The sequence below is a fragment of the Geobacillus sp. 46C-IIa genome (assembly GCF_014679505.1).
Lineage (GTDB): Bacteria > Bacillota > Bacilli > Bacillales > Anoxybacillaceae > Geobacillus.
The window spans coordinates 1,380,710-1,392,917 of record NZ_CP061474.1 but is presented as its reverse complement, the minus strand read 5'-3'; the positions used below and the strand labels follow the sequence as shown (position 1 = coordinate 1,392,917).

Here is a 12,208-nt window from a genome sequence, read left to right as displayed (position 1 = left end):
CCTATGCCCCCTCTCTTGCGGCAGCATTTCTGACCGTTTCAACAAATCTCTTTGCCGTTTCCCTAAGAAGATCGAATCTCCCTTCCTCAATGGCTCGTTGATCTAGTAAAGCGCCGCCGACTCCTATGGCTGCTGCGCCGTTTTGGATAAACTCCGCTGCGTTCCCCAACGTTACGCCACCCGTCGGCATCAACGGAATATGCCCTAACGGTCCTCTCAACTCTTTAAAATATTGGGGTCCTAAAGAACCTGCCGGGAATACTTTTAAAAGGTCAGCCCCCATCTGATAAGCGTTAACAATTTCGGTTGGCGTCATCACACCAGGAATGGAAATTTTTCCGTACCGGTTCGTTAACGAGATCGTCTCTTGGTCAAAAATCGGTGAAAAAATAAAATCTGAACCGGCTTCTATGGCTCTTTTCGCGGTCTCGGCATCTAAGACTGTCCCTGCGCCGATGATCGCCTTTGCGCCGAAAGTTTCCTTCAGCGCAACAATCATCTCAAAACTGCCTGGCGTATCAACCGTTACCTCGAGCACCTCGACCCCCCCGTCGATAAGCGCCTCAGCGATCTGAAAAATTTGCGAGCGCTTCGGTTTTCGAATCACTGCAACTAGTTTGGACTCCTTTAGCCGGTGTAACTTCTCCATCTTATCCATCATTTCTCCCCCTTATCGCTTCACATCCCGTTGGTGCACAGCGCCTTGCAAAAATTCTTCGAGCTCCCCCTCGGTTGGCAGCCCTTCCACATCCCCATTCGTCCCTACGACAATCGCCCCAACCGCATTGCCGCGCTTCACGGCATCAGGAATCGGCTCATTCCGCAAAAGCCCGCTAATTACTCCGGCTGCGAAGCCGTCTCCCGCTCCTACCGGATCTACAACCTGCGGCACGGCAAACCCTTTGACATATCCACTCTCACCTTTAAACCGATAATACGCCCCTCGCTCTCCTAGCTTGATAATGACTAGCTTCCCGTTGCCAAAAAAGCGAGCGATCTCCTCGGGCGTGTTCCGGCCGGATAGCCATTCTCCTTCGTCAAGCCCTGGCAAAACAACATCTGCCTCCGCCGCCATTTCCAGCAGTACAGGTCTTGCCTCTTCGAGCGTCCATAACTTCAGGCGAATATTAGGGTCAAAAACGATTTTTACGTGATGTTTTTTGGCGATTTCCATAGCTTTAAAAACGGCGGCCCGACATGACAAGCTAAGGGCAGGGGTAATCCCCGTTAGATGAAGAAATTTCGCGCGGGCGATATAATCCTCATCCAAGTCGTCGGGAGACAGCAAACTGGCTGCCGATTGTTTACGGTAATAATATACTTTGATATCGGTGGGCGAACGTTTTTCTTTAAAGAAAACTCCTGTCGGAGCTTCATCGGTATAAATACAGCGAGATGTATCGACTCCTTCGCCTCTCACAAATTTATGAATATACCTTCCAAATGGGTCGTTTCCTAGTTTGCTAAACCAGCCGACAGAATGGCCGAGCCTTTGCAATCCGATGGCAACATTCGATTCCGCTCCTCCGATTTGCTTATAAAAATGGCGGCTATACTCAAGCGGAGTCATTGCTTCGGACGTCAATAAGACCATTGTTTCTCCAAATGTTACGACATCGAGTTCTTTCATTGTAAGTCCCTCCGCATATTCGCTTTAACTAGCGAGACGGCCATGTGAGATTAAAATGTCGGGCCGATTCTCCAAATGCCAAAATCATGTTGTTTTAAGATTTCAGATTTAGTGAGTTTTCCTGAAGCTGTAAGAAGCAATTCATCGAAAATTCTTCTTCCCACCGACTCGAGCGATTCTTTTCCTTCAATGATCGTGCCGGCATTGATGTCCATATTTTCTCTCATTCTTTCAAACATTGACGTATTCGTCGCAATTTTAATAACTGGCGCGATCGGCGAACCGGTTGGTGTGCCGCGCCCGCTTGTAAACAAAACGATTTGCGCCCCGCCAGCAACCATCCCTGTCAACTGTTCAATATCGTGCCCTGGAGTATCCATCCAGACGAGTCCCTTTTTCGTTGGCCGCTCAGCGTAATGGATCAACTCCTGCAACGGTCTCGTCCCGGCTTTTGCCGCCGCCCCAAGCGATTTTTCTTCGAGAGTGGTAAGTCCGCCTTTTCGATTTCCAGGGCTTGGATTTCCAGTACGAATATCTACTCCCATCGCAATCGCACGCTTCTCCATGGCCTCGATTACCTCATACACTCTTTTAGCCACCCGATCGTCTACAGCCCGGTTGGCTAGAAGGTGCTCGGCCCCGATCAGTTCTGTCGTTTCCGCTAAAATGGCAGTTCCTCCCCGATCGACGATCATATCGCTCACATATCCAACCGCCGGGTTGGCGGAAAGCCCAGAACACGCATCCGATCCCCCACATTCGGTTCCTACGATCAATTCGCTGATGTCAAACGGCTCGCGCACCAAAGCGGAAGCGTCTTGCACCATTTGAGCGGCAATTCTCGCCGCCTCAGCGATCGCCCCGAGGGTTCCGCCATGGTCTTGAATCGACACGAGCTCGACGGGCTTGCCGCTTTTGGCAATTTCCTGAGCCACACTTCTTCCTTGATGCGTTTCGCAGCCAAGTCCCATCACCACTACACCGTACACGTTCGGATTCGTTCCCATGCCGACATACGCACGGAACGTTTGTTCGTAATCCACTCCCACTTGGGCGCATCCGTGCTGATGAATGAAGGAGACGGTACCGTGAACAAGCTCTGTAACCTGTTTCGCTGCTTGGGTCGCGCAGACAATCGTCGGCAAAATCAGTACATGGTTCCGCACCCCGACCCGACCATCAGGGCGTCTATACCCCCAAAACTGAGCGGTTTCCATGTTCCTTATCTCCCCTTCCCCTTTTTCCCTCAACGTTATGCACGTGCACATGCTCCCCTTCAGCAATATCGCTAGAGGCGACGCCGATCACTTCCCCGTATTTCAAAATATCTTCGCCCTTTTTGATCGGCATCATCGCAAACTTATGCCCAAACTCGATGTTTTGTTTTATCGCAATATCATACTCCCGATCTTGACGGGTGACTTTGACCACGCTTCCTGCCGGAATATAATCCAAGGCAGTAGCAACATTATCTTTTTGGTTTAATATAACGAAACGGTAAGAAGACATCGTATCCCCCCTTCCCCTTCGTTTAAATCCCGGCGCTTTTCAACGTTGCCGGAACACCCAAGCCTTCAGCACCTAATTTGGATGTGACGGCTTCGGGGTAATACTGTTCAATCATCCGCATGCCTAGTGCCGCCCGCCGAACTCTTTCCCGGCATAGCTCAATGTTTACGGATTCCAAGTGTCTTCCAGATGGGTAGACATCTGGGTGGTTGCGTAAACCGAATTTAATATAAACGGGCGCTAAAATGCGGATGATTTCTGGAATTTCATAATGTCTGATGAATCCTCCGAATCCGTCAGGCACTTCAACGTACATATCGAGCGGCAGATCAACTGCTTGACGGATCGCCGCCAGCTTCGGCAAAGTTAAAGCGGTTGGAACATTGTACGTATCGGCCCCTAACTGCTCCATCAGCTTGATCGATACAGGGTTGGAAGCCATCATTTGCACCGACACTTTGACGACAAAGTTTTGCGGCAGGATTCCCCTTTGTTTCATTTCCTTTGTCAGAAGCAGCAGTCCTTCATCCGCCACCAACGCCCCTCTTACCCCTAATTTCACCGCCCGTTTCAAATCTTCAATCGCATAGACTAACTGATCCATTCCTTCATGTCTAAGCCCGGCCGCTTTTCCAGAGGGAGTGAACGGCAGTGCACTAATATCCCACGTACCTCTCGGACCGACGAACAGGCTGAGTTCCATCCCGCGGCTAGCACACATCTCACACATGTCACGAATCTCCTCATCCGTCAGCAGCATGATTCCGCTTCCTTGCGACACCCGGTGAATCGTGACCCCTAGACGGTCTGCCTCTTCAAGGACGGCCTGCAACGCCCGCGGACCTTCCACACTCGGAATTTCCACCCGGTATTGCGCTCCGTCGGGAAACCGTTTGGAAGAAGTGGGGAGATCATAACAATCCCCCGCCGGATAGCCTAGCGACTCGAGAAACTCTCGTGTTTCTTTCATGAACATGTTTTTGCCACCCTTTCATTTTCTATTTTTCGGGAAAAACAAGGTTGTTCCTTAATTTTCTACTTTTTATGAATGAATATTATTTTTATTCAGAAACATTCGGACGCGCTCTTTCAACCCGTCGCATTCCCTCACAGGCGGCCGCAACGCTGTATGCCGGCGTAGAATAAGCTGGTGAACTGCTTCTTTTATGGCAAGATATAGCGGTTGGGAAAGCTCGTAAATGTCCATAAGCCGCAAGATCGATTCATTTGCCTTTAACGCCTCGTCATATTGCCGGGCGTGAAAACTTTCAAATAGTTGAACCGACAGCTCAGGCAGAAAAACCGCTGTGCCGTTGATCGCGCCGGCAGCCCCCATTTGCAGGGATGGAAGAAGAAGATCATCGAAAGCCGCAAACACTGCAAAATCCTCTCTTTGTTCCTTGATGCGGATCAATTGCCGAATATGCCCTAACTTCTCTGTTGTGTCTTTAACCCCTACGATATTCTCGTGATCCACCGCCAGCCTTAACACAAGATCAGGGGACAAGTCTTGCCCGGTTAGTAGAGGGATATTATAAATCAGCAAAGGGATGTGAATACTCTTCGCCACGCTCGCATAGTAGTCATACAGTTGGCGCTCTGTATATTTCCAATAAAACGGATTGACGACGAGCACCCCGCTCGCTCCGATTGATTCGGCATGTTGCGATAAATATATCGTTTCCTTTAATGAAGCCGAGCCTGTACCAATCAAAACCGGAACACGCCCGTCTATGTATCGCACCATTCTCTCGGTAAAAACTTTTCTCTCCTCAGTTGTCAAGGAGGAAAATTCTCCTGTACTCCCCATATAGAGCAGCCCATGAACCCCCTGTTGGACCAAGTGATCGGCAAGAAAGTAGTTGGCTTCCCAATCAAAATCTCCGTCTTCACTGAATAAGGTGACGACGGGCGGAATAACGCCTTTAAATTTGCATGTCATTTTTGCTCACCCTTTCGTATTCCCAACATTTCGTTCATGCTTCCGGAGCTGTATACTCTTTAGGTCAAGCGTCACATAAAAAAGCCTAACCCCTTTTAATTTATATCCGCCCTAATTTACATTTCCTTCCAATTATAAAAATGAGGTGGAAGGTGTCCCGTAATGACAGGACACCTAGGCACCATTGGAAGCAGAACGTGGAAAGTAAACCGAAAAAATATGTTGCGTTTCACTGCTTTAGGAAGCTTTTTCAGTGATTATGCTTTGACAAATACCGTTTTAATCGATGTGAAAAACTCGATGGCCGCCTGCCCTTGTTCCCGTGAATGGGAGCTCGATTGCTTCATTCCGCCAAACGGCGCTTGAAACTCAACTCCTGCCGTTTCTGCGTTCACTTTGATCAACCCTGCCTCAATGTCTTTTATGAATTCCAAAACATTCCCAATATTCTTCGTATAAATCGAGGCGCTCAATCCGTACTCCGTATCATTCGCAAGCTGAATGGCCTCTTCAATGCTGTCCACTTGAATCAACGCCAGCACAGGGCCGAAGATTTCTTCGCGGGCAATCGTCATTTGGATATCGACGTCTTCAAAAATCGTTGGCTCGACATAAAAGCCGTTGGCCAGTTCTCCTTCGAGGCATCGGTTTCCACCGTAAATGAGCTTGGCTCCTTCTGCCTTCCCTTTTTCAATATAGGACAAAACCGTATTGAATTGCGATTTGCTCGCGCACGGCCCCATCCATGTTTCAGCGTCCAGTCCGTTTCCAATTTTCAGCTGTTTCACCCGCTCGAGAAGTTTTTCTTTAAACGCCTCATACACTTCCCGCTCAATAAAGACGCGGCTCGTCGCTGTACATTTTTGTCCCGTCGAACGCAAACCGCCGCTGATCGTTCCCTCGACCGCCAGTTCCAAATCGGCGTCTTTGGCCACAATGACCGGGTTCTTTCCGCCCATCTCGAGCTGGTATTTGGCCCCGCGTTCAAATGCCGCTCTCCCCACTTGCTTCCCAACCGTGTTCGAGCCGGTAAAGGTGACGCCATCAACATCCGGGTGGTTCGCGATCCCTTGGCCAATGACCGATCCGGAACCACACACCATATTGACGACTCCTTCTGGGAAACCGGCCTCATGGAAGCATTCGATCACTTTCGCCGCTGTCACCGCCGTTTCGCTGGCCGGTTTGAGCACGACGGTATTTCCATACACAAGCGCCGGCGCCATTTTCCAGATCGGAATCGCCACGGGGAAATTCCACGGCGAAATGACCCCAACGACTCCGAGTGGAACGCGGGTCGTAAACAGGAGCCCCTCGCTGTCGCTCGACGGGATCACATCACCGATTTTTCGCGCCCCTTCCCCCGCATAGTAACGCAGTATATGGACGCCTCTCATCGTCTCCGCTTTCGCTTCCGCGAGCGTTTTCCCCATTTCCCTTGTCATCGTTTCGGCAATATCCTGAAGGCGTTGTTCTAAAATTTGAGCCGCTTTATACAAATACTCTCCTCTCTCGACGCCGGACCGTTTCCACCATGATGGTTGCGCCTGCTTCGCTGCGGCCACCGCCTCGTTGACATCTTCCAGCGTCGAACGTTGAACATATCCGACGATGTCATGCCGATTCGCCGGATTGATGCTCGGTTCTACGTTGTTGCTCGCTGAACTGACCCACTTGCCGTTAATGTAGTTCAAATACGTTTTGATTTCCGTTTGCACTGTCATCTTCCCCCACTCCTTCTCTTTCATTTATTAACAATCGCTTGCTGGGCCAACGATTTGACCGGATTGGACAACACCCCAATACTAGGGATCTCAATTTCAATTCGATCCCCATCTTGCAGGGTGAACTGGTTAGGCGGAACAATGCATGTTCCCGTTAACAAGACAGTTCCGTCAAACACTTCATTGTCGCGAGTCAAGAAAGAGACTAACTCATCGTATCTTCGTTTCAATTGTCTTGTATTGGCGCTTTCTTCCACAACGAGCTGATCATTGCGATAGATGCGGCAAATGATTGACAAGTTGTACGGATCTTCCACCGTCTCCGCAAGGCGGATGGCAGGTCCAATGGCGCATGAATGTTTCCATATTTTCGCCTGCGGCAAATACAGCGGGTTTTCCCCCTCGATGTCCCGGCAGCTCATGTCGTTTCCGATCGTATACCCGACAATTTCGCCTTCCCTTGTCATCACCAGCCCTAACTCAGGCTCAGGAATTTGCCAGTTCGAATCGCTCCGCAAATAAATGGGGTCGTTCGGGCCGACCGTTCGGGCCGCGGTGGACTTAAAAAAGATCTCCGGCCTTTCCGCATTGTATACCCGATCGTAACACGTCTCTTGACCAGCTATTTTTTCGGACGTTTCATAGTTCCTTGCCTCACGGCTTTTTTCATAGGTGACTCCCGAAGCCCATACCTCAGGGGCGACAATTGGAACGAGCAGATTCAGCTCGGCCATCTCTTTTTCAATCCCTTGTTTCCCACTAATGAATGTTTGGATGTAGCGAAAAGTAGACATTTGGTGATGTTTGGCCTCGCGGACCACATCGATGAAATCCGTAAACGGAAGTAGATGCACGGCGTTGTCATCCGTCACCGCAGCCAATACAACACGTGAATCTTCTACATAGCGAATCACTCTCATAAGTCTCTCCCCCGATTAGTTGTTTTATATTAAAAAACTCTGTTTTATCATTTTGTCAGAAAGAAACGGCCGTATTACACCGACAAATGGCCTTGTTGGACGTATCCCATTTCTGTCGAGATTTGTTCCGCTGCGCTTTGCAGCAAATGAATTTCCTCGTTTAGCACGGTGTCATTCACTTTAGCAGAGGGCTGGGATATGCTGATCGCTGCAATAACATTCCCCGAATGATCACGAATCGGAACAGCGGCACAAATGATTCCCGGTTCATTTTCCTCTCTGTCCAAAGCATAGCCGCTGCTCCGCACTCGCTCGAGTTCCTTCAGGAATTCCTCTTCACTAGTAATTGTATTAGCGGTATGGCGTTTATAAACATAGCCGTTCAAAAGTTCTTTAAGTTCCTTATCACTTTTGAAAGCAACTAACACCTTCCCTACCGCACTGCTGTGAATAGGAACTCTCCTTCCGATTCTTGAGTACAAAACCGTCCCAGACGTTCCCTCTACCTTATCGATATAAATGCCTTCTTTCCCATCTAAAATAACAAGATGAACTGTGCTCCCTGTTTTGATCGAAATGTCAATTAAATATTTCTTGGAAACGGAGCGGATATCGAGATGGCGAATGACTAAGTTTCCTCTCTCAAACAGCTTCATTCCTAACCGATATTTTCCGTTCTCCGGATTTTGCTCAATATAATGGTGGTGCTGCAGCGTTTTCAACAACGAATGCACCGTGCTTTTATGAAGTCCCATGCGTTCGCTAATATCGGTAATTTTGAGTTCTGTCTCATACTCATCAAACAAATCTAAAATACGGAGAGCACGGTCGACTGCTTGAATCAATGGCAATGCTTTCACCCTCTTTTCTAGAAGTTCTACGGATGATGCAATTAGGAGATTCGCTTTAGTTCTATTATAATACGGGAGGGTGAAAAGCACGAATTACTTCGGTCCACCCATTACGATTTTTTCACTGTCGGAAGAATGATATCCTTTTTGTAATCATATACCGCCTCTTCGGCAATATGGAGCGGGACAACCCCATGGGCAGCGTCCGTATGCCCGATTAGCCGGTTGCTTGCCGCAATGCGCCGTTGACGTTGACGCATGTTGGCTATGCGTTGGTTGGCGATTTCCGCTCTCTCCTGTTTTACCCTTTCAAACTCGAAAACTAGTTTCCCATGTTGGAACGCCCCTTCATTGACGAATTCGATTTTCCGCTCGCGAAGGCCAATATATAGAAGATCTCCTGTTTTTAAGTACAGAATCCCTCCACCGCGAATGGCTTCAGGAGTCATATGCCCGATGGCTGCCCCGTATGTGACACCGGAATAACGTCCGTCGCTGATCAGCGTTGCGATTCGTTTTAACTGGCGGTTCGCATTAATATGCTGCATCGGGGTGAACATTTCTGGCATGCCGAACGCTTCCGGTCCTTGGCCAGCGATGACCACTGCAATTTTCAACGCCCCTTCTTTCGCCATGGCATCAAATAAGTCATCATATTCACGGTGGTTCCATTCCTCAAACAAGTGCGGGGTGTTATGCTTCAATGCAGCGATCAAGCTTTGGTGATGGAAACAACGACTCCGTTTCAACTTCTCAAGCAAGTGAACATCAAGCAATCCTTCATTGGCCTCGTCCTCGTTTTCGTAATATAGGACAAAAGCAATTTTCTTATCAAATTCATCGATTTGTTTTGTCGACATGCCGCTGATTTTCACGACCGCACTTTCAAAAAAGTTCCCCGATAGAACGTCGACGCCGCTGAACGGCCGTCTCGGTTTGGACAAAATGATTGGGTTGTTTTCGACGTTCCCCGCTGACAACTGCGCTTGGTTGGCGGCCAGTCTTTCCCGCCAAGTCGTCCCGGTGACGGTTGGGGCATCGATATCCATCGGCACCCCATTGCTCATTAATTCATGAAATACGGTTTCCATTCCCCTTATTTTCCCGCTGCAACATTGAATCGCGAGCGCGAAAATATCTCTTCCTTCGGTTAAACTGTAGTCAAACAAATCAGGAACCGGCACTTCATGGTGGATGTTGTCGTACTCCCACAAATCGAACCGATATCCCCCATAAAGCATAGCCGCAACAATATGCATCATAATGTTCGTTGATCCGCCGGTGGCGCTATGAATGCGAATCGCGTTTTTAATGTTGGCTGCCATAATATTGGCCACTCCATACACTGGGTCATTCATTACATGAGCTAGACTGTCGAGGGCCGCGTTAATCTGTTCTTGTGTCGGCGGGGCCGCCAACAGTTCCAAAGCAGGGTGAATCAAGCCTAATCCGGCAATCAAATGACGAGAGCTGTTGCCGGTTCCGTTAAAGGCGCAAACGCCGCCTTGGCTGTCGCATGTCGCTACGGCCAACCGTTTTTCATAGTCTTCGTGCTGCTCTTTTGTAATGATTCCTTTTCCTCTCGCCCGCTCAAGCACCCCTTGAAACGCCGTGTTAGAAGAACATTGCAAAATATATGACAGTGCATCCCGCAAATCGTATGCGATGTCTCCTTCTCCGGCTAACTCCGCCCGATGGGCGACTTCCTCCAGTTCGGCATACAGCTTGGGAGGAATGGTTCCACCTTTTAATACATGCGCCGGCGCAAAGGTGGCGAAGAAAGGCGCCTCTCCCCGCTCGCGGCGAACACGGTCAAGATGCGCCAAAGCGCTGACCACACCGAGCGGCTGCTTGTCGCACCCTTGAATGACAAAAGCGCCGTGGTAGCTGTGAGCTTCCAGCTGGTTCACGATCATTTGCGCCACCGCATTGCGGCTTTGCAGCGAGTAGCTCATTCCTTGGTTGCTCTGCGCCGTTCCGTCGCACATGACCGGTGTCGAAAACTGAAACGGCACTCCCCCGTTTTGCCAAATCCGAATGGCTGCCCGGGCAATCGTTTGAAAATCCATGATATGCGCAGGATGATCCGGCGATCCCCCTATAATCGCAATCCGGGGAGCGTTATGGTGCAGCCGATCGTAGATTTCCTCTAACGTCCAGTCTGGCTGCACCCCTTTTAACTCGGAACTTAAAATTTGTTTTGAACGATCGAGCAACCCAGCTACACATATCGGCTCATTGGCCTTCCCTTGGACATTATCGCGATATGGGTTGACCTGGCTTTCAATACGTGGATAAACAACCGCCGGCATTACGAATCCCCCTCACCCCATGTTATTTCACTTGAAAAATCCATCTCCATTGGCGCTGATAAAATCTCAATCCCCTCCGTTTGGTGCGCCTCATCTAAAAGACTTTCGGAAATCCAAATCTCCCTAAGCGCCAACGTATTTTTGATTCTGACCATTCTTACTTTTTTGATATCAAAAGCATTGCATGTTTTAATCGCCGCTTTCACCGCCAGCTCTTCTGTTTCTAAAAACATAGGCAGTTTAACGACAGAGACGACAGTGCTTGTCAGAGCATTTGCATACCCTTTTTCCCAGATAATTTGTTCTTTTACTTTTTTCGTTGTTATATCGGCTAAGCCAATTCCATTGGCATTGCCATCTGTTTTTTCCGACAGCCCTAACACGACGATCCGTGCAACATCCGGACCGCCGCTTGCATAAGGGGTCGCATACCGACCCGTAATGTTTGGATCCATTCCATCCCCGGAAATATCCTTTCCGATTTCATCGACGACAAGCACATCAATCGGGTTAAACATAATTCTCGGCATGAGCGACTTTGCCTCAATGAGCAGTTCAGGCTCTGCCGTTTCAAACTGCTCGGCTGGCACCGTTACTATTTTGGCAGGACGGTCATACGCATTCTCTAACACTGCGACGCCAAAAATAATCGGTGCCCGTTCAATCACAATTTTCGCCATGTCCACCACATGACGGGCCATGTATTTGAAACTGTACTGATGAGCCGCTTCCGCTCCTTTTTGTTTTCCGAGGCCGATCGTAATCATTTTCATCAATCCGCTTTCAACCGGTCCGCGAAACGCCGTATGAGGCTTTACTCGATTAACGACGATAATTTTATCTGCCTCATAGGCCAATTTGTCTATGTAGACCGGCAGTCCGTTTTCCAGCCTCCCGACTTCAACGACATCCATGCTAGAACGAATCGGTGCCTTGACAAACTCTTCTGTCACCCCCAAATGAGCCAACACTTCTTTCTGTCCTTCCGCCGTCGCTCCGCCATGGCTTCCCATTGCCGGTACGATAAACGGGTTGCCGCCTGCTCGCTTTACTGCACTTACGACTTCCCGGACAATCATTGCTATGTCGGCGATGCCGCGGCTCCCGACAGCGATGGCAACGTGGTCGCCAGGGGAAATTCGCCCGAGAACGCCAGCCTGGTTGATGCTTTGATGGACCGCCTCAGGGACATCAGGAATTTCCGGGGCGTAAAAGTTTTGCCTTACCTTTACCATTTTCGGAATGGGAATATTTTTGAGCATCTCATTCATCATTTTCATCTGTTCTTCCCTCGATTTCCCCATTGATCACTTAACCTCC

General features: G+C 49.3%; 11 protein-coding genes. All 11 read right to left on the bottom strand.

Translation table 11 applies throughout. The annotated features are described in order from the left end of the window. Position 1 precedes the first annotated feature (1 nt). Positions 2 to 658 carry a bifunctional 4-hydroxy-2-oxoglutarate aldolase/2-dehydro-3-deoxy-phosphogluconate aldolase gene (locus IC803_RS07090; protein WP_081208877.1) on the bottom strand — a complete coding sequence of 219 codons (657 nt, stop codon included), beginning with the start codon at positions 656 to 658 and terminating at the stop codon, positions 2 to 4. A 12-nt stretch (positions 659 to 670) separates the two neighbouring features. Continuing rightward, positions 671 to 1,630: a sugar kinase gene (locus tag IC803_RS07085; RefSeq protein ID WP_081208879.1), complete on the bottom strand. Its 960-nt coding sequence runs from the start codon at positions 1,628 to 1,630 to the stop codon at positions 671 to 673. Positions 1,631 to 1,680: 50 nt separating this feature from the next. Further along, positions 1,681 to 2,847, bottom strand: coding sequence for a UxaA family hydrolase (locus IC803_RS07080; protein WP_081208881.1), 1,167 nt, complete (start codon positions 2,845 to 2,847; stop codon positions 1,681 to 1,683). Then, entirely contained in the window at positions 2,819 to 3,139 is a 321-nt protein-coding gene (locus IC803_RS07075) for a UxaA family hydrolase (RefSeq protein WP_081208883.1), read from the bottom strand. The genes IC803_RS07080 and IC803_RS07075 overlap by 29 nt, the downstream gene beginning before the upstream one ends. Positions 3,140 to 3,161: 22 nt before the next feature. Beyond that, positions 3,162 to 4,115, bottom strand: coding sequence for a U32 family peptidase (locus IC803_RS07070; protein WP_081208885.1), 954 nt, complete (start codon positions 4,113 to 4,115; stop codon positions 3,162 to 3,164). Between the two features lie 66 nt (positions 4,116 to 4,181). After that, positions 4,182 to 5,081 carry a dihydrodipicolinate synthase family protein gene (locus tag IC803_RS07065; protein ID WP_081208887.1) on the bottom strand — a complete coding sequence of 300 codons (900 nt, stop codon included), beginning with the start codon at positions 5,079 to 5,081 and terminating at the stop codon, positions 4,182 to 4,184. Between the two features lie 257 nt (positions 5,082 to 5,338). Next, positions 5,339 to 6,805: an alpha-ketoglutaric semialdehyde dehydrogenase GucD gene (gucD, locus tag IC803_RS07060; protein WP_081208889.1), complete on the bottom strand. Its 1,467-nt coding sequence runs from the start codon at positions 6,803 to 6,805 to the stop codon at positions 5,339 to 5,341. Positions 6,806 to 6,825: 20 nt separating this feature from the next. Further along, complete coding sequence (locus IC803_RS07055; RefSeq protein WP_081208891.1) at positions 6,826 to 7,725, bottom strand: fumarylacetoacetate hydrolase family protein; 900 nt, start codon at positions 7,723 to 7,725, stop codon at positions 6,826 to 6,828. Between the two features lie 74 nt (positions 7,726 to 7,799). Then, the gene (locus tag IC803_RS07050; protein WP_081208893.1) at positions 7,800 to 8,576 is read right to left on the bottom strand and encodes an IclR family transcriptional regulator; all 777 of its coding nucleotides are present in this window, start codon (positions 8,574 to 8,576) and stop codon (positions 7,800 to 7,802) included. Between the two features lie 110 nt (positions 8,577 to 8,686). Beyond that, on the bottom strand, positions 8,687 to 10,888 hold the full coding sequence (locus IC803_RS07045; protein ID WP_081208895.1) for a dihydroxy-acid dehydratase domain-containing protein: 2,202 nt from the start codon (positions 10,886 to 10,888) through the stop codon (positions 8,687 to 8,689). Continuing rightward, entirely contained in the window at positions 10,888 to 12,168 is a 1,281-nt protein-coding gene (locus IC803_RS07040) for a nickel pincer cofactor-dependent isomerase, group 22 (protein ID WP_081208897.1), read from the bottom strand. The genes IC803_RS07045 and IC803_RS07040 overlap by 1 nt, the downstream gene beginning before the upstream one ends. Positions 12,169 to 12,208 lie beyond the last annotated feature (40 nt).

What these genes read in the sequence shown, in the direction of transcription:
- IC803_RS07090 (WP_081208877.1), bottom strand. Translation starts at nt 658, where the DNA reads ATGGATAAGATGGAGAAGTTACACCGGCTAAAGGAGTCCAAACTAGTT.
- IC803_RS07085 (WP_081208879.1), bottom strand. Translation starts at nt 1,630, where the DNA reads ATGAAAGAACTCGATGTCGTAACATTTGGAGAAACAATGGTCTTATTG.
- IC803_RS07080 (WP_081208881.1), bottom strand. Translation starts at nt 2,847, where the DNA reads ATGGAAACCGCTCAGTTTTGGGGGTATAGACGCCCTGATGGTCGGGTC.
- IC803_RS07075 (WP_081208883.1), bottom strand. Translation starts at nt 3,139, where the DNA reads ATGTCTTCTTACCGTTTCGTTATATTAAACCAAAAAGATAATGTTGCT.
- IC803_RS07070 (WP_081208885.1), bottom strand. Translation starts at nt 4,115, where the DNA reads ATGTTCATGAAAGAAACACGAGAGTTTCTCGAGTCGCTAGGCTATCCG.
- IC803_RS07065 (WP_081208887.1), bottom strand. Translation starts at nt 5,081, where the DNA reads ATGACATGCAAATTTAAAGGCGTTATTCCGCCCGTCGTCACCTTATTC.
- gucD (WP_081208889.1), bottom strand. Translation starts at nt 6,805, where the DNA reads ATGACAGTGCAAACGGAAATCAAAACGTATTTGAACTACATTAACGGC.
- IC803_RS07055 (WP_081208891.1), bottom strand. Translation starts at nt 7,725, where the DNA reads ATGAGAGTGATTCGCTATGTAGAAGATTCACGTGTTGTATTGGCTGCG.
- IC803_RS07045 (WP_081208895.1), bottom strand. Translation starts at nt 10,888, where the DNA reads ATGCCGGCGGTTGTTTATCCACGTATTGAAAGCCAGGTCAACCCATAT.
- IC803_RS07040 (WP_081208897.1), bottom strand. Translation starts at nt 12,168, where the DNA reads ATGAAAATGATGAATGAGATGCTCAAAAATATTCCCATTCCGAAAATG.